The sequence below is a fragment of the Polyangium jinanense genome, from assembly GCF_028435365.1.
In genome coordinates this window covers 1-22,160 of record NZ_JAGTJJ010000033.1, presented here as the reverse complement: position 1 = coordinate 22,160, position 22,160 = coordinate 1, and the positions used below count along the sequence as shown (strand labels likewise).

Sequence of the window (22,160 nt, the reverse complement as noted above, 5' to 3'; positions counted from 1 at the left end):
GAAACCCCACGAACGCTGATGGGTAGGCCATTCATGCAGAGCGACGCCCTCTCTCCCCTCGATTCGTACACGACCGTCATCGATATCCTCCGCGCGCGGGCCTTCACGCGCGCGGAGGATGTCCTCTACCACTTCCTCGCCACAGGCGACGTCGACGGACCCGTGGAGACGTGGTCGTACGGCCGGCTCGACCACGCCGCCCGCGCCGTCGCCGCCGCGCTCCAGGGAGCTGGGATCCAGGGCGGAAGAGCGCTCCTCCTGTTCCCTCCCTCGCTCGATTTCGTCGCCGCGTTGATGGGATGCCTCTACGCGGGCACCGCGGCCGTGCCGACGTACCCGCCCGATCCGGGCCGCCTCGATCGCACCCTGCCGCGCCTCCGCGCCATCGCCAGGGACAGCAGGGCGCAGGTCGTCCTGACAACCGCCCCGATCAAGGCGATGGCGGAGATGCTGCTCCCGCAGGTACCGGAGCTCGCGGAGCTCGTATGGATCGCGGTCGACGCGCTGCCGCCGAACAGCGCGGACGCCTTCCACCCGGTCGCGATCTGCGCCGAGACGATCGCGATTCTCCAGTACACGTCGGGCTCCACCGGCGCGCCGAAGGGCGTCGTGCTGACGCACGCGAACGTGCTGCACAACGAGCGGCTCATCCAGCGCGGCTTCGGTCACGACGCGCAGAGCACGGCGGTCGTCGGGTGGCTCCCGCTCTTCCACGACATGGGCCTCATCGGCAACGTGCTCCAGCCCCTGTTCCACGGGATTCCGTGCATCCTGATGTCGCCGATCGCGTTCCTACAGCGGCCCCAGCGGTGGCTCGAGGCCATCTCGCGGTACGGGGCCAGCACGAGCGGCGGCCCGAACTTCGCCTACGAGCTCTGCGCGCGCAAAGTCCCGGACGAGGTGCTGAAGCGTCTCGATCTGCGCTCGTGGAAGGTCGCGTTCAACGGTGCCGAGCCCCTGCAAGCCGACACGCTGCGGCGCTTCGTCGAGCGCTTCGCGCCCTGCGGTTTCCGGCCGGAGGCTTTTTACCCTTGTTATGGCCTGGCCGAGGCGACGCTCTTCGTCGCGGGCGCGCGCCCCAGCGAGGGCGCCCGCACACGGACGCTCGACGCCGCGGCGCTCGCCCAGGGCCGCGTGGTCGAGGTCGCGTCGGCGCACCCGGAGGCGCGCGCGCTGGTCTCCTCCGGATGGCTCGGCGAGGGCATGCGTGCCGTCATCGTCGATCCGCACACGCGCGAGCCTCGCGCGGATGGCGGCGTCGGGGAGATTTGGCTCGAGGGCCCGAGCGTCGCGCGCGGGTACTGGGGGCGCGACGAGGAGACGGCGGCCACGTTCGACGCGCGCCTCGCGTCCGGCGAAGGCCCGTTCCTGCGCACGGGCGACCTCGGCTTCCTCGCGGAGGACGAGCTGTTCGTGACCGGGCGTCAGAAGGACCTGATCATCCTGCGCGGCCGGAACGTGTATCCGCAGGACGTGGAGCTCACGGCCGAGCAAACGCACGCGGCCGTGCGCCCCGGCTGCGTCGCCGCGTTCGGCCTGGAGGTCGGCGGGGAGGAGCGGCTCGCGCTCGTCGTCGAGGTCGAGCCGGCGCGCGTCGGGGGGTCGATGGAGAGCGTGATGGAGGCGATCCGGCGCGCCGTGGCGGACGAGCACGCCGCGCACCTGCACCTCATCGCCTTGCTCGCGCCGCGCAGCATCCTCAAGACGTCGAGCGGCAAGATCCAGCGCCGCGCGTGCAAGCAAGCGTTGCTCGCCGGGGCGCTGGAGGTCCTCGGGCGCTCGGACGCGCCCGAGGCGCCCGAGGACGCTCCCGCGATGGAGGACGTGCGAGAGGCGCTCGCGCGCGCGCCCGAGGACACGCGCGGCGCCCTCCTCGAGCGCGCGCTCCGCGCCGCCGTCGCCCGTCGCACCGGGAGCGACGCCGGGGCGCTCGACGTGGCCGTGCCGCTCGCGTCGCTCGGCCTCGACTCGCTCGCCGGTCTGGAGCTCCAGGAGGAGCTCGAGGTCGCGCTCGGCGTTCGGCTGCCCGCGACGTTCCTGTGGCAGAGCGCGACGATCCACGACGCGGCGAGCGAGCTGCTCGGCGCGTGGCGAAACGGGTCGACGCTGGCGGCGCCGACGGACGACGACATTCCCGCGCAGGGCCCCTCTTCGCCGGAGGAGCCTTCGCCGCTCTCGCCTGGCCAGTTCCGGCTCTGGTTCCTCGAACGGCTGATGCCTGGGGTGCCGCTCTACAACGTGCAGTTCGGGCTGCGCATGCGCGGGCCGCTCGTGGCGACGGCGCTCGAAGGCGCGCTCGACGCGCTCGTGGAGCGCCACGCGATCCTGCGCACCGTGATCCGCGAGGTGGAGGGGCAGCCGTGCCAGGTGGTGCTGCCCGCGGCAAAGCTCACGCTCGCCCATGTGGATCTCGCGGGCGAGCCGGCCGCGACGCGCGACGCGGCGCGTGACCAGCACGCGCTCGCGGAGGGACGGACCCTCTTCGACTTGCAGCAGGGGCCGCTCTTGCGCGCCTCGCTCGTGCGGGTCGCCGAGGACGAGCACGAGCTGCTCCTGACGCAGCACCACATCATCACGGACGGCTGGTCCATCAGCATCCTCGCGCGTGAGCTCTCGGCGCTCTACCAGGCGCGGCTCACCGGGGCGGACGCGTCGCTGCCGCCCGTGCGCGTGCAGTATGCCGACTACGCGCGATGGCAGATCGCGCGTCGGAGCACGCTGGCCGCGCAGCGGGAGTTCTGGGCCGAGCGGCTCCGGGCGTTGCCCAGGCTGGAGCTGCCCACCGACCAGCCGCGCCCGCGCGAGCCCAAGCTCGCAGGCGCGACGACGCATTTCACGCTGCCACGTCCCCTCGTCGAGGGGCTGCGCGCGCTCGGGCGAAGGCATGGATGCACGCTCTACGTCACGCTCCTCGCCGCCTACGCCGCGTTGCTCCATCGGTACACCGGGCAGACGGATTTCGGGGTGGGCACGGTGTCCGCGCAGCGCGAGCGCGCCGCGACGCGGAGCCTCGTGGGGTTTTTGGCCAACACGCTGACCATCCGCTGCGACCTCGACGATGAGCCCACGTTCGAGGCGCTGATGCAGCGTACGCGCGCGCGGGTCGAGGAGGCGCTGCGGCACGCGGAGCTGCCCTTCGAGGACGTCGTCGCCGCCACGCAGGCCGCGCGCGGCGCCGATCAGAACCCGCTCTTCCAGGTGAACTTCATGCTCGAGCAGCTTCCCGCGGTGGATGCGCGCGTGCCCGGGATGTCGTGGGAGCCGGCGCTCCGAACGCCGGACGGCGCCGTCGCGGGGACGGCGAAGTTCGACCTCTCGCTCGCGATGGTGGAGACGCCGAACGGGCTCGACGGCGCGCTCGAGTACCGCAGCGACCTGTTCCGCGAGGACACGATCCAACGCTTCGCCGGGCACCTCGAGGTGCTCTTGCGCGCGGCGGTTGCGTCGCCGGAGCGGCGCGTGCGCGACCTGCCGATCCTGACCGAGGCCGAGCGAGAGTGGGTGCTCAAGGGGACCCGCGCGGGCGCCTGGCGAGGAGAGGCGGGCCTCGTGCACGCGCAGTTCCAGGCGCAGGCGGCGCGCACGCCTGGCGCGACGGCCGTGGTCTTCGAGGGCGCGTCGCTCACGTACGCGGAGCTCGATCGGCGCGCGCGCTCTCTCTCCGCTCGCCTGCGCGAGCTCGGGGTGGCGCCCGACGTGCGCGTGGGCGTGCTCGTGGAGCGCTCGCTCGACGTCGTCGTGGCGATGCTCGGGATCCTCGGCGCGGGCGGGGCCTATGTGCCGCTCGATCCGTCGTACCCGCTCGAGCGGCTGCGCCACATGGTGCACGACGCTTTCGTGGGCGTGCTCGTCACGCAGGCGCACCTCACGGGCATGCTCGCGGCCGCCGGCTGCGTCGAGCTTTGCGTCGAGGATCTGGAGCACGACGCCGCGCCGCCCGAGGCGTCGCCGCCTGCGCACGACCCGGCGCAGCTTGCGTACGTGATCTACACGTCCGGCTCCACGGGCAAACCCAAGGGCGTGATGCTCCCGCACGCGACGGTCACGCGGTTCTTCGCGGCCATGGACGAGCGGCTGGGCGCGGAGCCCCCGGGCACCTGGCTGGCGGTGACGAGCGTGAGCTTCGACATCTCGGTCCTGGAGCTGCTCTGGACGTTGTGCCGGGGCTTCACGGTGGTGATCCAGGCCGACGAGGCGTCGACGCTGCGCGCGGAGCGCCGCCGCGGACGCGCGAACCCCATCGATTTCAGCCTGTTCTACTTCGCCGACGACGCCGACGGGCCGGGCCGCGATCGGTACCGCCTGCTGCTCGACGGGGCCCGATTCGCCGACAGGAACGGCTTCTCCGCGGTCTGGACGCCGGAGCGGCACTTCCACGCGTTCGGCGGCATGTACCCGAACCCCTCGGTCACGAGCGCGGCGCTCTCGACGATCACCGAGCGGGTCGGCCTGCGCGCCGGCAGCGTCGTGATCCCCTTGCACCATCCGGTGCGCGTGGCCGAGGAGTGGGCCGTCGTCGACAACCTCTCGCGTGGTCGCGTGGGCGTCTCGGTCGCGTCGGGCTGGCACGCCGACGATTTCGTCTTCGCGCCGGAGCGGTATGCGGCGCGCAAGGAGGCGATGCTGGAGGGCCTCGACGTCATCCGTCGCCTCTGGCGCGGCGAGGTGGTGCGGCTGCCCGGCGGCGACGGCAAGCTCGTCGACGTGCGCATCCGGCCCCGGCCGGTGCAGGCGGAGCTGCCCATCTGGATGACGGCGGCGGGCAACCCCGAGACGTTCCGCGCCGCAGGGGCGCTCGGCGCGAGCGTGCTCACGCACCTGCTCGGGCAGAGCATCGAGGAGCTCACGGAGAAGATCGCTCTCTATCGCGAGGCGTACCGCGGGTCGGGCGCGTCTGGGCGCGGCCACGTCACGTTGATGCTCCACACGTACGTCGATCCGGACCTGTCACGCGTCCGCGCGCGTGTGGAGGCGCCCTTCAAGAACTACCTCCGCAGCTCGCTCGATCTCATGAAGGGAATCGGGCGCTCCCTAGGCATGAGCGTGGACACGGGGCCCCTCGGCAAGGACGACGTCGATCGGATCGTCGAGCATGCCTTCGGTCGGTACTTCGAGACGAGCGGCCTCTTCGGCACGCCGCGTGGGAGCCTCGAGCTCGTCGAGCAGCTCCGCGCGATGGGCGTCGACGAGATCGCGTGCCTCGTCGATTTCGGCATCGACACCGACGCGGTGCTCGAGAGCCTGCCTCACCTCGACCAGCTCCGCCGCCTGAGCGAGCGCGAGGCGCGGCGCGGAGGGGGCGAGCCGGTCACGGTTCCGCAGCAGATCAGGCGGTACGGCGTGACGCACTTGCAATGCACGCCCTCGATGGCGCGCGCGCTCCTGCTCGACGCCGAGGCGCGCGAGGCGCTCGGGGGGCTCCAGAAGCTGCTCGTCGGCGGAGAGGCTTTCCCGGGTCCGCTCGCCGAGGAGCTCGGCGCGATCGTCCCCGCGGGGCGGATGAACATGTACGGGCCGACCGAGACCACCATCTGGTCGGCGACGCACGACGTGAAGGACGAGCGCGGCGGTGTGGTTCCGCTGGGCACGCCCCTCGCGCACAACCGCGTCTACGTGCTCGATCGGGCCCTTCAGCCCGTGCCCTTCGGCGTACCGGGCGAGATCTACATCGGCGGCGACTGCGTGGCGCGCGGCTACCACGGCCGGCCTGCGCTCACCGCGGAGCGCTTCCTGCCGGATCCCTTCCGCGACGAACCGGGCGCGCGGATCTACCGGACCGGAGACATCGGGCGCTTGCGTGCCGACGGCACGCTCGAGTTCCTCGGGCGGGCCGATCAGCAGGTGAAGCTGCGGGGATATCGCATCGAGCTCGGCGAGGTGGAGGCGTCGCTCGCGACTTGTCCGGGCGTACGCGAGGCGGTGGCGGCGGTGCGCGAGGACGTCCCGCTCGACGTGCGGCTCGTGGCGTACGTCGTGCCGGCGGAGGGCAGGATCGACCCGACGTCGTTGCGCGCGTCGCTGCAACGACGCTTGCCGGACTACATGGTGCCCTCGGTCTTCGTCGAGCTGCCCGCGATTCCGCGCACGCCGAACGGCAAGGTGGATCGGAAGGCGCTGCCGGCGCCCTCCGAGGAGCGGCGCGCGAGCGCGGCGTTCGTGGCGCCGAGGAGCGACGTCGAGCAGCAGATCGCGGACGTCTGGCGACGCGTGCTCCGGGTGGATCAGGTCGGCGTCCACGACAACTTCTTCGACCTCGGCGGGCACTCGCTGCTCATGGTGCAAGTGCACAACGAGCTACAGCCGCTGCGGCCTGGCATGCCGCTCGTCAAGCTCCTGGAGCACCCCACGGTCAGCGCGCTCGCGGCGTACCTGAGCGAGGGGGCAGGGGAGAGCGCGGCCGTGGTCGACGCGGCGCAGGATCGCGCGCGCCGGCAGCTCGAGGTGCTCAAGCGGCAGCGCAAGCGCGCGCGCGGGTGACGGATCTTCATGCGACGACGACGAGAGGAAAGGTGGAAGCATGAGTGAGGAAGCGGCGCGGTCCGCCGACGACGAGCTGGCCGTCGCCATCATCGGCATGGCGTGCCGTTTCCCGGGGGCGAAAGACGCGGAGACGTTCTGGAGCAACCTGGTCGGCGGGGTCGAGTCCATCACGATGTTCTCGCGCGAGGAGCTTCGCGCGCGGGGCGTGCGGGCGGAGCTCCTCGCGAACCCGGACTTCGTCCCGGCGGCTCCGGTGCTCGAGGGCATCGAGCATTTCGACGCGTCGTTCTTCGGCTACGCGCCGCGCGACGCCGAGCTACTCGATCCGCAGCAGCGCGTCTTCCTCGAGTGCGCGTGGTCCGCGCTGGAGAACGCCGGCTACGGGGGCGCGAACCTCGGCTCCGTGGGCGTCTTCGCGGGCACCAGCGTGAGCACGTACCTGATCTTCAACCTGATGACCCACCCCGAGATCGCCCTCGCCGAGGACACGTTCCCGGCCATGGTGGCGAACGATCGGGACTTCCTCGCGACGCGCGTCGCCTACCACCTCGATCTGCGCGGGCCGAGCATGGACGTGCAGAGCGGCTGCTCGACGTCGCTCGTGGCGACGCACCTCGCCTGCCAGGCGCTGCTCGGCTTCCAGTGCGACATGGCGATCGCGGGAGGCGTCTCCATCCACATGCCGCAGCGCGCGGGGTACGTCTTCCAGCCCGGCGGCATCGCCTCGCCCGACGGGCATTGCCGCGCCTTCGACGAGGGCGCGAATGGCACGTTGTTCGGCAGCGGCGTGGGCGTGGTGGTCTTGAAGCGCCTCGACGACGCGATCCGGGACGGGGACACGATCACCGCCATCATCCGCGGCTCGGCGATCAACAACGACGGCGCCGCGAAGGTCGGCTTCACCGCGCCGAGCGTCGAGGGGCAGGCCGAGGTCATCGCGCGCGCGCATGCCATCGCAGGCGTCTCCCCCGAGGACATCGGGTACGTCGAGGCCCACGGCACGGCGACGCCGCTCGGGGACTCGGTCGAGGTCGCGGCGCTGACGAAGGCGTTTCAGGCGACGAGCGACCGTACGCAGTTCTGCGCCCTCGGCTCCGTGAAGACGAACGTCGGGCACCTGGACGCGGCGGCGGGCGTCGCGGGGCTCATCAAGACCACGCTCGCGGTCCGCCATGGCGAGATCCCGCCGACGCTCCACTTCTCCCGCCCGAACCCGCGCCTCGAGCTCGACAAAAGCCCCTTCTTCGTCAACGCGCGGCCGGCGCCGTGGCCCGTTTCGCGCTCGCCCCGCCGGGCGGGGGTCAGCTCGATCGGCATCGGTGGGACCAACGCGCACGTGATCCTGGAGGAGCCCCCGCCGGCCCCGTCCTCGGGCCCTTCGCGCCCGTGGCACGCACTCGTGCTTTCGGCGAAGACCCCGGAGGCGCTCGATCGCGCCACGCAGGCGCTCGCCCAGCACCTCGAGAGCCACCCCGACGTCCCGCTCGCCGACGTGGCGTACACGCTCCAGGTGGGGCGGCGGTCGTTCGCCCATCGCCGGGCGATCGTCTGCGACCTCGAACGCGGCGGCGAGGGCGCGCGCGCGCTCTTCGAGCCGCGGCGCATCCTGTCCGGGACCGTCGAGGGAACGCCGCGCGTGGTGGCGTTCATGTTTCCCGGGAGCGGCACGCAGCACGTCGGCATGGGCGCGGAGCTCTACCGCAACGAGCCGGTCTTCCGCGCGGCGTTCGATCGCTGCGCCGCGATCCTCGCGCCGCGGCTCGGCGCCGATCTGCGCGATGTCGTGCACGCTCGCGAGGGCAGGGGAGGCGGGGCGCTCACGCAGCCCTCGCTCGCGCTCCCGGCGCTCTTCGCGATCGAATACAGCTTGGCCGAGCTCTGGAAGTCGCTCGGCGTCGAGCCCGCCGCGATGATCGGCCACAGCATGGGCGAGTACGTCGCGGCGTGCCTCGCGGGCGTCTTCTCGCTGGAGGACGCGCTCGCGCTCGTCGCGGAGCGCGGGCGCCTGCTCGGCGCCGTGCGGCCCGGCGCCATGGTGAGCGTCGATCTGCCCGAGGCGTCGCTGACGCCGCTGCTCGATCCGCGCCTGTCGGTGGCCGCGAAGAACGGCCCCGAGAGCTTCGTCATCGCCGGAGAAGAGGACGCGATCGACGCCTTCGTCCGCACCTTGGACGAGCGCGACATCGAGTACGTTCGCCTGCCGATCCAGGTCGCCGCGCACTCCCACCTCGTCGAGCCCATTCTGCCGGCGTTCGCCGCGTTCGTGCGGGGGCTCCGGCGGAGCCGTCCGCGCCTGCCCTTCATCTCGTGCGTGACGGGGACGTGGATCCGCGACGAGGAGGCCGAGAGTGTCGAGTACTGGGTGCGCCAGCTCCGACAAACCGTGCGCTTCGCCGACAGCATCCGCACGCTGCTCGACGACCCGCGCTGGGTGCTGCTCGAGGTCGGCCCCGGGCGTGCGCTGAGCTCGGCCGCGCGGCAGCAGGTGGGAACCGGTTCGTCGGGCAAAGTGGCGGTGCTGTCCTCGATGTGCCTGCCGCAGGAGGAGCGCTCCGAGGTCGAGTTCGCCATGACCACGCTCGCGCGGCTGTGGCTCGCGGGCGTCGCCGTCCCCTGGGAGCGCCTCCACGCGAGCGGCGCGCGGCGGCGCGTCCCGCTGCCCACGTATTCCTTCGAGCGCCGGCGCTTCTGGGTGGATCCCCGCCCCGCCGACGCGCGCCTCGCCGCGCCGTGCTCCGCGGAGGTCGGCGCGGCGCCCGCCCCGCAGGCGAGCGGCAAGAAGCCGGACGTCGCCGACTGGTTCTACCTGCCCTCGTGGAGACGGACGTTGTGGCCCGCGCCCGCGCCCGGGGCGGGCGAGGCTTGCTGGCTCGTCTTCGTGCCGCCCGAGGGGCCCCTCGAAGGGCTCTCGGAGCGGCTCGCGGCCACCGGCGCCACGGTCGTCACCGTGCGCCCCGGCGGGGCGTACCGGCGGGTTCGCGAGGGGCTCTACGAGATCGATCCGCGGAGCCGAGGCGCGTACACGACGCTGCTCGAGGATCTCGCGCGCGAGCTCGACCGCGCCCCGACGCACGTCCTGCACGCCCTGAGCCTGCTCGAGCCGCGCCGGACCCACGACGCGACGGCCCACGCGAACGACGTCGGGTTCCAGAGCTTGCTCTTCCTCGCGCAATCGCTCGGCGAGCTGCCGGCGCGCAACGCGGTCCATCTCCTCGTCGTGTCGAGCGATGTCCAGGCCGTCACCGGGAGCGAGCGCCTGCGGCCCGAGCACGCGACGCTCCTCGGGATCTGCCGCGTCTTGCCGCGGGAGCACCTCAACATCACGTGCAAGAGCGTCGACCTCGGCGGTTATCCCGACGCGCTTGGGCCCGGCGCGCTGGCGCAGCTCGTCGCCGAGGCCGAGAGCGAGGGCCAGAGCGGCGTCGTCGCGCACCGCGGCGCCCACCGCTGGGAGCAGACGTTCGAGCCCGTGCGCCTCGAGCGCCCGGCGAGCGCGACGCCGCGCCTGCGCAGCCGCGGCGTGTACCTCGTCACCGGCGGCCTCGGCGGCATCGGCCTGGCCCTCGCGGAGCACCTTGCGCGCACCGTCGCGGCGCGGCTCGTCCTCGTCGGGCGCTCGGCGCTGCCCGCGCGGGACACCTGGGCCGCGTGGTGCGCGTCGCATGGGGAGGACGATCCGGCGCGCAGGGCCATCACGCAGATCCAGGCCATCGAGGCGCTCGGCGGCGAGGTGCTCGCGCTCCAGGGCGACGTGGCCGACGCTGCCCGGATGGCCGAGGTGCTCGCGGAGGCGCGCGCCCGGTTCGGGGCGCTGAACGGCGTCATCCACGCGGCGGGCTTGCCGCCCGGCGGCCTGCTCCGCACGAAGAGCCTGGAGACGGTCGAGAGCATCTTCCGGCCCAAGGTCGGGGGGACCGTCGTGCTCCACGGCCTCGTCCGTGAGCCGCTCGACTTCTTCCTCGTGTGCTCGACGCGGACCGCGATCGTCGGCGATTTCGGTCAGGTCGACCATTGCGCGGCGAACGCGTTCCTCGACGCCTTCGCGCAGCGATGCGCCGCCGAGGGCCAGACGCACGTCGTCTCCATCAACTGGGACGCCTGGCGCGACATCGGCCAGGCCGCGACGGCGGCGCGCGCCGAGGATTTCGCTGCCTACCGGGAGATGCTTCAGGCGAGCGGCATCGGCACCGAGGAGGGCATCGACATCTTCGACCGCGTCCTCTCGCGTGCGACGCCGCAGATCGTCGTCTCGACGCGGGATCTCTCGGCGGTGCTGGAGGAGGCGGGGCGCTTGGTCCAGGCGCTGACCGGGACTGAGGCCGGCGAGGCGGGCAAGGCGCGCATCGAGGCGCCGATCGAGGAGATCGAGCGCATGATCGCGGACATCTGGAAGCGCGTCCTCGGCGTCGAGCGCGTCGACAGCCACGACAGCTTCTTCGACATCGGCGGCAACTCGCTCATCGGGCTCAAGGTCATCGCCGAGCTCAAGCGTGCGCTCGGCGTCGTCCTGCCCGTCGTGACGCTTTTCGAGCGCCCGACGGTCGCGGCGCTCGCGCAGCTCCTGCATCAGGACGAGGGGGGCGAGGCCACGTACACGGACCGCCGAACCCGGGGGGCGCGGCGCCGGGAACGATTGCAGCGCAGGCGCGAGGACCGATAGGAGAACGCCATGGATGTCGCTGGGACGGGTATGGAAATCGCGATTGTTGGCCTCGCGGGACGCTTCCCGGGCGCCCGGGACGTGCCGACGTTCTGGCGAAACCTCTGCAATGGCGTGGAGTCCTTCAGGACGTTCACCGAGGAGGAGCTCCTCGCGCGGGGCGTCTCTCCGGAGCTCGTGCGGGATCCGAGCTACGTCCGGGCGACGGCGATGGTGGAGGACGTCTCGCATTTCGACGCCGCCTTCTTCGGGTATCCGCCGCGCCAGGCGGAGCTGCTCGATCCGCAGCAGCGCATCTTCCTCGAATGCGCGTGGGAGGCGCTGGAGGACGCGGGGTACATCGTGCCCCGCAAGGATCTCCTGGTCGGCGTTTTCGGCGGCGCGGCGCTGAGCACCTATCTGCTGCTCCACATCTGGTCGAACCCCGCCGTCCTGGCCTCGCTCGATCCGCTCCAGGTCAGCCTGAGCAATGGCAACAGCTTCCTCACGACGCGCGTCTCCTACAAGCTTGATCTCAAGGGACCGAGCTTCCTCGTCGAGAGCGCCTGCTCGACGTCGCTCGTGGCGGTGCACATCGCCTGCCAGAGCCTCCTCAACGAGGAGTGTGACGTCGCGCTCGCGGGAGGCGTGTCCATCAACCTGAGCCAGCAGCACGGCTATCGGTTCGTCCCGGGGAGCATCCTCTCGCCCGACGGGCATTGCCGCCCCTTCGATTCGAAGGCGCAGGGCATCGTGTTCGGGAGCGGGGCGGGTGTCGTCGCGCTCCGGAGGCTCGAGGACGCGATTGCCGCGGGCGACCACATCTACGCGGTGATCAAGGGATCGGCGGTCAACAACGACGGCGGGCTGCGGGCCGGCTACACCGCCCCTGGGGTCGAGGGGCAGGCGCAGGTGATCGCCGAGGCGCACGCGAATGCGGACGTCTCGGCCGACACGATCTCGTATGTCGAGACGCACGGCACGGGGACGCCGATCGGGGATCCCATCGAGGTGCAAGCGTTGACGAAGGCGTTCCGCGAGAGCACCGACGAGCGCCGGTTCTGCGCGATCGGCTCGGTCAAGGCCAATGTGGGGCACCTCGACGCCGCCGCCGGCGTGGCGAGCTTGATCAAGACGGCGTGCGCGCTCCGGTACAAGAAGATCCCGGCCAGCCTGCATTGCGCGACGCCGAATCCTGCCATCGATTGGGACGGTAGCCCCTTCTTCGTCAATACCACCCTCTCGCCCTGGAGCGGCCCCACGCCCCTACGCGCCGGGGTGAGCTCCTTCGGAATGGGCGGGACCAACGCGCACGCGGTGCTCGAAGAGCCTCCTTCGCGGCTCGCCGGTTCGCCCGGCCGCCCGGCCGAGCTCCTCGTCCTCTCGGCCAAAACGGAGACGGCGCTTCGAGCCGCGAGGGAGCGGCTCGCCCAGCACCTCGAGGACAACCCCGATCTCGTCCTCGCCGACGTGGCGCACACGCTCCAGGTCGGACGCAGGGTGTTTCCCCATCGCAGCTTCGTCGTCGCCGGCAGCGCGGCGGAGGCCACGCGGCGCTTGCGAGACATCCACGTCGCGCTGGAGGAACAACCCTCGGAGCGGCCCGTCGCGTTCCTCTTCCCCGGGCAGGGCGCGCAGGCCGTCCAGATGTTCGCGCAGGTCTACCGTCACGAATTGGTCTTCCGGCGCGAGCTCGACCGCTGTGCCGAGATCCTTCGCCCCTTGCTCGAGGCCGATCTGCGCGCGATCCTCTATCCGCCGGAGGGCGAGGAGGCGCGCGCCGCCGACCGCCTGAACGAGACCGCGTGGACCCAGCCCGCGATGTTCTCGGTCATGTACGCGCTCGCCCAGCTCTGGGGATCCTGGGGGATCACGCCGCAATGCATGATCGGGCACAGCGTCGGCGAGTACGTCGCGGCCTGCCTCGCGGGCGTCTTTGATCTGCGCGACGCGCTGCGGCTGGTCGCCCAGCGCGGCAAGCTCGTCCAGCGTTTGCCGCCGGGCGCGATGCTGGCCGTGCCGCTCGCGGAGGACGCGATTGCGCCCTTCCTTGGCGGCGACGTCGCGCTGGCCGCCGTCAATGCCCCGAATCAATGCGTGCTCTCGGGCCCGATCCCCGCGATCACCGAAATCGAGCAGCGCCTCGCGTCCACCGGCGTGGAGGCCCGCCGCCTCGCCACCTCGCACGCCTTCCATTCGCCCATGATGCGGCCCATCGTCGGCGAGCTGTCCGCGCTCGTCCGCGCGGCGCGGCCTCGACCAGGCAAGACGCCCTTCATTTCGTGCGTGACGGGCACCTGGATCACGCCCGAGCAGGCGCAGGACCCGGTGTACTGGACAGAGCACCTGCTCCGCACCGTGCGCTTCGCCGAGGGCCTCGCGACGCTCCTCGAGGACGGGCGCCGTGTGCTGCTCGAAGTGGGCCCCGGGCGCACCCTGAGCCGCCTTGCGCGGCGTATCCCGGCGGGGCAGGGGCGCGTGATCGAGCCCTCCCTCGCGCAGGAGGAGCAGAGGTCCGAGGAAGAGGCGTTGCACGTGACGCTCGGGAGGTTGTGGCAAGCCGGCGTCGTGGTCGATTGGGCCGGCTACCGCGGGCAGGAGCGCCGGCTGCGCGTCCCTCTGCCGACCTATCCGTTCGAGCGCAAGCGCTTCTGGATCGAGCCCGCCGTCGCGACGGCCATGGCGGCGCCCGTGGACGCCCCGCAGCGCCCCGCCCCTGGCGCCGAAGAGCTCGCGGACCGAGGGCGCGACGAGGCGCCCGGCCCGCCGATGGAGACGCGCGTCGGGTTCCGGAACGCGTACGTCGCGCCGGAAAGCGAGATCGAGAGCAAGCTCGTCCAGATCTGGGAGCAGATCCTCGGCACCACGAACATCGGCCTGGACGACGATTTCCTCGACCTCGGCGGCGACTCGCTCCTCGCGACGCAGGTCACCTCTCGGATCCGCGCGACGTTCGGCGTCGACATCCCCGTGCGTGTGCTCTTCGAGGCGCCCACCGTGGGCAGCTTCGCCGCCCGCCTCGCCGAGGCCCGGAGCGAGGCGCACCGCCCCGTGTTGCCCGCGGCGTCCACGGCCACGCGTCCGTATTCCTTCGCGCAACAGCGGATCTGGTTCATCGATCAGCTCGAGCCCGACAGCCCTGCCTACAACATGCCGTATGCGCTGGAGCTGTCCGGGCGGCTTTCCGTCGAGGCCATGCGTGGCGCCTTCGAATCGCTCGTGCGTCGCCACGACGTTCTGCGCACCACCTTCGACAGCCACGAGGGCCTCCCGGTCTTGCGCCTGCACCCGCCTGGGCCGCTCGCGCTGCCCGTCGTGGACCTTTCGAGCTGGCCCGTGGCGACGCGACAAACCGAGGCCAACCGGCTGATGAGCGAGGAGGCGCAGCGGGCGTTCAACCTGCACACCGGCCCGCTTTTGCGCATGTTCTTGATCAAGCTCGAGGACGAGCTGCACGTCCTCGTCTTCAACATGCACCACATCGTCTCCGACGAGTGGACGCTCCTCCTCGTCGTGCGAGAGGTCGCCGCCCATTACAACGCGATCGTCAACGCGGGCGCGCCGGAGCTGCCTCCCTTGCCCATCCAGTACGCCGATTACGCGGCGTGGCATCGCGACTACATGCAGAGCGAGGCCATGGAGCGGGCGCTGCGGTATTGGAAAAAGCAGCTCCACGGCCTCACGCCCCTGGATTTGCCGACCGATCGACCGAGGCCGCCGAGGTCGAGCCTCCGCGGCGATTGGGTCGAGATCGAGCTCCCCGCGCCGGTGACCGCGGGGCTCCAGGCCCTCGCGCGGGAAGCGGGCGTGACGCTCTTCATGGTGCTGGTCGCGGGCTTCTTTTCGCTCCTGCACCGGCTCAGCGGGCAGACCGACGTCGCCCTCGGAACGCCGGTCGCGTGCCGCAACCGCGAGGACTTCGAGCACCTCGTCGGCGTATTCTACAACATGCTCGTCCTGCGCGCCGATTTCCGGGACGACCTGACGTTCCTGTCGCTGCTCTCGCAGATCAAGGAGACCACGCTCGGAGCGATCACCCACCAGGAGATTCCCTTCGAAAAGCTCGTGGACGAGCTGAAGCCGGCGCGGGATTTTTCGCGGCCACCGCTGTTCGAGGTCTTCTTCGCCCTGCAAAATAAGCCCTTCGAGAATGTCACCATCGAGGGGCTCTCCGTCTCGGCGCGGCCCATCACGAGCGGCACGTCCAAGCTCGACCTCTCGCTCTACCTCGGCGAAAGCAATGGCGTGCTCCGGGGCCGCATCGAATACGCGGTCGACCTCTTCGATCGGCCCACCGTCGAGCGCCTCGCCGCGCGGCTCTGCTCGATGTACGAGGCCATCGTCCGGGATCCGCGGGTGCGCGTCGCCGACCTGCCCCTGCTGACGGACGCGGAGCGCGAGGAGCTGCGCCAGTGCAGCACGACGACCGCCCCGCCGCTCCTCGCGCGCTCGCTGCCCGAAGCTTTCGCGGCCCAGGTCGAGCGCATGCCCGACGCCGTCGCCCTCGTCGCGGACGACCACCGTATCACGTACCGGGACCTCGCCGCGCGCGCCCGTACGCTTGCCCAGCGCCTCCAGCGCTCCGGCGTCGGCCCGGACGTCCTCGTCGCCCTCTTCGTCGAGCGCTCCGTCGAGATGATGATCGCCATCCTCGCCGTGCTTCAAGCCGGCGGGGCGTACGTCCCCATCGACCCCATATCGCCCCGCGAGCGTACGGCGTTCATCCTGGAGGACGTGCGCGCGCGTGTCCTGCTCACGACGGCGAGCTTGCGCGCAGAGCTGCCGGACGTGCGCGCCGAGGTCCTCTGCCTCGACATGGAAGGGGACGCGATCGCCGGAGAGGACACCGCACCTTTGCGGGAGGGCGTGGGCCCGGACAACCTCGCGTACGTCATCTACACCTCCGGCTCCACGGGAAAACCCAAGGGCGTCGGCGTCACGCACCGCAACGTGCTGAGCCTCTTCGCGGCCGCCGGCGAGCTCTTCCGGTTTGGCGCGGACGACGTCTGGACCCTGTTCCATTCCTACGCCTTCGATTTTTCGGTCTGGGAGATATGGGGGCCGCTCTTGCATGGCGGTCGCCTCGTCATCGTCCCGCACCTCGAGGCGCGCTCGCCCGAAGACTTTCACGCGCTGCTCCAGCGCGAGCGCGTGACGGTGCTCAACCAGACACCGTCGGCGTTCCGCCAGTTCGTCGCCTGGGAGAGCGAGAACGCCGCGGCGCCCCTCGCGCTGCGGTACGTGGTCTTTGGCGGCGAGGCGCTGGATTTCGCGCACCTCGCGCCCTGGTTCGCGCGGCACGGCGACGAGGCGCCGATGCTCGTCAACATGTACGGCATCACCGAGACCACGGTGCACGTGACCTTCCAGCGCGTGCGCGCGCGGGACGCGACCTTCGGGCGCTCGCTCGTCGGCAGGCCGATCCCGGGCTGGCAGGTGCACGTCCTCGATCGCTACCGGCAGCTCGTGCCGCCGGGCGTGGCCGGCGAGATCTACGTCGGCGGCGCCGGCCTCGCGCGCACCTACATGGGGCGCCCTGCGCTCACGGCAACACGCTTCGTGCCCGACCCCTTCTCGAGCGAGCCCGGTCTTCGCCTCTATCGCAGCGGCGACCTCGCCCGGTGGGCGCCGGGCGGCGTCCTCGAATACCTCGGGCGTATCGACGAGCAGGTCAAGGTGCGCGGGTATCGAATCGAGCTCGGCGAGATCGCGAATACGCTCGAGACGCACCCGGGCGTGCGCGACGCGGTCGTCGTGGTGCGGGAGGACATCCCCGGCGACAAGCGGCTCGTGGCCTACTGGATTCCCGCCGCGGAGCCACCTTCGCCCGCGGAGATCCGCGAGCACCTGCTCCGCACGCTGCCGGAGTACATGATCCCCGCCGCGTTTGTCGCGCTCGAAGCGATCCCGCTCACGCCGAATGGAAAGCTCGATCGAAAAGCGCTGCCCGCGCCGCACGCGCAAGGGACGGCCCACGCCGACGCGACGGGCAAGGCCGAGGTGCGCGTCGAGCGCGCCGTCGCTGCCATCTTCGCCGAGGTGCTCGGGGTCTCCAGCGTGGGCCTCGACGACGATTTCTTTTCGCTCGGCGGCCAGCCGCCGCTCGTGACGCGCGTCCTCTCGCGCATCCGCGATACGCTCGGCGTCTCGCTTCCGCTGCGGGACGCGCTCCAATCGATGACGGTGTCCGCCCTCGCGCGGAGCGTCGAGCGGCTCTCGCCGGCGGGCGGCGCGACGAACGCGGACGCGGCACCCGAAGCGCTCGACCTCGAGGAGGGGGAGCTGTGACCGACGCCGAACTCTTGCAGCACGTGCGCTCCCTCGGCGTCAAGCTCTGGCTCGAAGGGGACGCTCTGCGTTACAGCGCGCCGCGTGGCGCATTGACGCCCGAGCTCCTCGCCGAGCTCAAGCGTCACAAGGAGACCTTGCGGGCGATCTTGCGCGCCGAGGAGGATCCTTCGAAGCTGCCGCCCATCACGCCCGCGCCGCGGGACAGCCGTCTCCCGCTGTCGTTCGCGCAATTGCGCTTCTGGCTCGTCGATCAGATCGAATCGAATGCCGCCGCGTTCAGCATTCCCTTCGCGCTGCGTCTCTCGGGCGACCTCGACACCGACGCGCTCCGGCGGACCTTCGAGGAGATCGTGCGGCGGCACGAGTCGCTGCGCACCACCTTCGAGATGCGCGACGGGACGCCCTGCCAGATCGTCCACCCGCCCCCGCACTGGCTCTTGCCCATCAGGGATCTGTCCGATCTTCCGACCGAGCAGCGCGAAGACGAGATGAGGCGCCTCGTGCTGGCGAGCGCGCACGAGCCCTTCGACATTTCCCGCGGTCCGCTCCTGCGCACGACCCTCATCCGCCTGCATGGATTCGAGCACGTCTTCGTGGTGAACGTGCACCCGATCGCCTCCGATGGCTGGTCGTTCCGCATTCTGACGCGTGAGCTCGTCACCCTGTATCAAGCGCTGCGCGAGGGGCGGCCCTCCCCGCTCTCCGCGTTGACGATCCAGTACGCGGATTTCGCGGTGTGGCAGCGCCGGTTTTTGGTGAGCGTCTTCGATCGCCAGCTCGCGTACTGGAAGGAACAACTCGCCAACGTCGAGCCCCTCGATCTGCCCCTCGATAGGCCGAGGCCCGCCGTCCCGGCGCGGCGCGGCGCGATGCTCCGGTTCCGGTATCCCGCGAAGCTCGCCGAGACGTTGAGCGGCGTCGTACGGCGCCGCGAGGGGGCCACGCTCTTCATGGTGCTCTTCGCGGGCTTGCATGCCTTGCTCCACCGCTGGACGGGGCAAAACGAGATTGTCGTCAGCACGCAGAGCGCCGGGCGCACGCGCCCCGAGCTGGAGGACATCGTCGGGCTTTTCCCGAACACGCTCCTCATTCGCGCCGATTTCTCCTCCAGGCATCTGCGCTTCCGGGATCTGGTCGAGCAGGTCCGTGAGCGAACGCTGGGCGCGCAAGCGAACCAGGACGTGCCGTTCGAGCGGGTGCTCGAGGCGGTCGAGAAGGGTCGGAACGCCGGGCATACGCCGCTGCTGCAGGTGATGCTCATCAACCAGAACCTGCCCATTTCCTCGATGAAGATGCCCGGCCTCGTGATGGCGCCCGAATACGTCGAGCGCGGCACGAGCCAGATGGATCTCGTGATCAGCGCCCGGTGGTCGTCCGAGGGCATCGACATCTCGGCGGAATACGACACCGATCTCTTCGACGCGTCGACGATCCGCAAATTCTTCGGGCAATACGAGCGAGTCCTCGAAGCCTTCACCGTCGATCCGGGAATCACGATCGCCGCCTTGCCGCTCCTCTCCGCGGACGAGCGCGCGCGGATCCTCCACGAGCACGGTCGGTCCGCCGAGCGCAAGCTGGAGGTGCGCTCGGTGAAAGACCTCCTCGAGGCGCAGGTGGATCGGACCCCGGAGGCGATCGCCATTGAGGACGGGGCGCAGCGGCTGACCTACCGCGAGGTCGAGCTTCGCGCCAACCGATTGGCCTTCCGGCTTCGGCAACGCGGCGTCGGCCCCGAGGTGCGCGTGGCCCTTCGCCTGGACAGGGCCGCCGACCTCGTCGTCGCGATCTGGGCGGTCCTCGCGGCGGGCGGGGCGTACGTGCTCCTCGCGCCGGACGCGCCGCTCGACGAGGCCCGCGCGATCGTGCGCCGATGCGGCGCTTCGCTCCTGCTCACCCGGCACGCGCTGGTCGAGCCCCGCGCGGCGATCGACCTGCCGTGCGAGTTCGTCGATAGGGCGACCGAGGAGGACGCGCCGAGCGATCGTCTGGCCCGCCAAACGTCTCCGGCAAGCCTGGCTTGCGTGCGTCTCGATCGTGGTGCGACGGACGAGCTCCAGGGGGTCGCGGTGTCCCACGGCGCCCTCGCGAGCGTGGCCCTCGCGCTCCGCGACAGGCTGAGCCTCGGCGACGACGAGCGTATGCTCCAGCTCGCCTCGTTTGCTTCGGGCGGGTTCGGCGACGAGATGGTTTTGTGTATGCTCGCGGGCGGGTGCCTCGTCGCGCGGGACGCGGCGACGCACGATCCGGCGGGCTTCCTCGAAGCCTGTGAACGGTCGCGCATCACCTCGGTCGCTTTGCCGACGGCGTTCTGGCACGATGTGGTGGCGCACCTCGTCGAGTCGCGGCGCCCCGTTCCCCCCTCGTTGCGTCGGGTGCTCCTCGGCGGCGAGGCGGCGCGCGTCGATCGCGTCAACCAGTGGCGGTCGCTCGCGGGCTCCCAGGTGCGGCTCTGGAACACGTTTGGCCTGGCACAAGTGGCCGGCGTGAACATGGCCGGAGAGCTATCGGAGATCTTCGCGTCGGGCCAGCGTGTGCCCACGGGCCGGCCCGTCGCTGGGGCCAGGGTCTACATCCTTGATTCGTATGGCCAGCCGGCCCCGGTGGGGACGCGTGGTGACCTTCATATCGGCGGCCTGGGCGTCTCGCGCGGGTACCTTTCGAACCCCGCTCTCACGGCTGCGTGCTTCGTCCCCGACCCCTTCAGCGAGGAGGCGGGCGCGCGGATGTTCCATACGGGGGTGCTGGCGCGCTGGCTTTCGGACGGTCGCATCGTATTGCTGGGACGCTCCGACGATCGGGGCCAGGGGTGCGGCGCGCGCATCGAGCTGCCGGCCATCGAGCGGGCCCTCTCCGAGCACCCTGGCGTGCGCGACGCCGTCGTCGTGGCCCAGGACGGACCCGGGAAAGGCGCCCAGCTCGTGGCGTATGTGGTGCCCTCCGCGGCACCGCCTCCCTCGTCCGGGGATTTGCGAGCATTCCTCGCATCGCGCCTGCCGGACGCCACGCTCCCGACGGCGTACGTCTTGCTGGATCCCGAAACCCCGCAGGGCGGGGTCGATCGGGCTGCGCTGCCGGCCCTCCGCCCGGAAGACGCCCCGCAGCGTACGCCTGTCGAGCAGATGGTCGCGCGCGCGTTCGCCGAGGTCCTTCAGGTCCCGCACGTCGAATTGCACGACAGCTTCTTTTCGCTCGGCGGCCATTCGCTCCTCGCCACGCAGCTCGTCTCGCGCATTCGGGCGGCGGTCGGCGTGAACCTGCCGCTCCGGTCCTTCTTCGAATCGCCCACCGTGGGGGGATTGGCGAAGGTGGTCGAGGTGGAGCTCCGCCGCGGCAAGCTCGTGGCGCCCGCGCTCCAGCGCGCCCAGCACGACGGGGACGTCCCGCTCTCGTTCGCGCAGCAGAGGCTCTGGTTTCTGTATCAGCTCGATCCGGAGGGCACGGCGTATCACATGCCCCTGGCGCTGCGGCTCACGGGCACGATCAGCATCGACGCCATTCAGCGCGCCATGGACGAGGTCTCGCGCCGGCACGAGGCGCTGCGCACCACGTTCGATTTCGTCGACGGGCGCGCCGTCCAGCGCATTCATCCCGTCGGGCCATTCCCGCTCGTGGTCGAGGACCTATCGCGCGCCGAGGATCCCGAGGCGGAGGCTCGGCGCATTGCCGTGCAGGCCCATTTCCACCCCTTCGATCTGCGCAGGGGCCCCCTCATTCGCGCGCTCTTGCTGCGGCTCGGGCCGGAGGAGCACATCCTCGTCGCGAACATGCACCACATCATCTTCGATGGTTGGTCCATGGGCGTGCTCGTCCGAGAAATCGTCCAGCTGTACGAGGCATTTCGTCGCGGGCAGCCCATTGCGCTGCCCCCGCTCCCGATCCGTTACGTCGATTATGCCCTGTGGCAGCGGAGCTGGCTCTCGGGTGACGTGCTCGATCAGCAGGTCGCCTTCTGGAGGGAGCGCCTCGCCGGCGTCGCGCCGCTCGAATTGCCGACGGACAGGCCGAGGCCCGCTGTCGCCTCTCAGCGCGGCGCCACCCTCCCCGTGTCGATCCCGGCGCGGATCTCGGATGGGCTCCGCGCGCTCGCGCAGAGGACGGGCACCACCTTGTTCATGGTGCTGCTCGCCGGTTTCCAGGCGCTCTTGCACCGGCTGAGCGGGCAAGAGGATTTTGCGGTCGGCTCCCCGATTGCGGGGCGCACGCGTAGAGAGCTCGAAGGGATCGTCGGCTTTTTCGTCAACACCCTCGTCCTTCGCGCGGATTTTTCGCGCGGGCCGACCTTCCTCGAATTCCTCGCGCAGGTCAAAGAGGCTACGCTCGACGCCTACGCGCACCAGGATCTGCCCTTCGAGAAGCTCGTGGAGGAGCTCGCGCCGGCGCGTGATCTCTCGCGGCAGCCGCTCTTCCAGGTGATGTTCGTCCTGCAAAACGCGCCCTTCGACGCGGTGCACCTCGACGGATTCTCGATCACCCCCGTATCCGTTGACATTCCCACGGCGCATTTTGATCTGACCCTCTCCATGTTCGAGCAGGACGGGCAGATCCTCGGCCTTCTCGAATACGCCACCGACCTGTTCGACGCGAGGACGGCGGAGGGGTTTTTGGAGCGGCTGCGGCTGGTGTTGGAGCATGCGGCCAGGGCGCCCGAGGGTCGTATTTCGGACTGGGACATCCTGACGGAGCGAGAGGAGCGGCTGCTTTCGCATTGGAACGAGACCACGGTGCCCTACCCGCGCGAGGCTTGTATCCA

Annotated in this window: 4 protein-coding genes; all 4 read left to right on the top strand. The window is 70.9% G+C overall.

The genetic code is table 11. From position 1 onward, the window contains the following. Positions 1 to 33 precede the first annotated feature (33 nt). Positions 34 to 6,477 (top strand): MupA/Atu3671 family FMN-dependent luciferase-like monooxygenase, encoded by a 6,444-nt coding sequence (locus KEG57_RS35915; RefSeq protein ID WP_272427519.1) that lies wholly within the window; start codon positions 34 to 36, stop codon positions 6,475 to 6,477. Positions 6,478 to 6,517: 40 nt separating this feature from the next. Beyond that, positions 6,518 to 11,140 carry a type I polyketide synthase gene (locus KEG57_RS35910; RefSeq protein ID WP_272427518.1) on the top strand — a complete coding sequence of 1,541 codons (4,623 nt, stop codon included), beginning with the start codon at positions 6,518 to 6,520 and terminating at the stop codon, positions 11,138 to 11,140. Positions 11,141 to 11,149: 9 nt separating this feature from the next. After that, positions 11,150 to 17,407, top strand: a complete 6,258-nt coding sequence (locus tag KEG57_RS35905; protein WP_272459276.1) for a non-ribosomal peptide synthetase/type I polyketide synthase — start codon at positions 11,150 to 11,152, stop codon at positions 17,405 to 17,407. Next, a partial coding sequence (locus KEG57_RS35900) for a condensation domain-containing protein (RefSeq protein WP_272459275.1) occupies positions 17,404 to 22,160 on the top strand: 4,757 nt, incomplete at its 3' end. The genes KEG57_RS35905 and KEG57_RS35900, both read left to right, overlap by 4 nt.

Bases quoted from the DNA above. Each gene is read 5' to 3' on its own strand.
- KEG57_RS35910 (WP_272427518.1), top strand. From the start codon at position 6,518: ATGAGTGAGGAAGCGGCGCGGTCCGCCGACGACGAGCTGGCCGTCGCC.
- KEG57_RS35905 (WP_272459276.1), top strand. From the start codon at position 11,150: ATGGATGTCGCTGGGACGGGTATGGAAATCGCGATTGTTGGCCTCGCG.
- KEG57_RS35915 (WP_272427519.1), top strand. From the start codon at position 34: ATGCAGAGCGACGCCCTCTCTCCCCTCGATTCGTACACGACCGTCATC.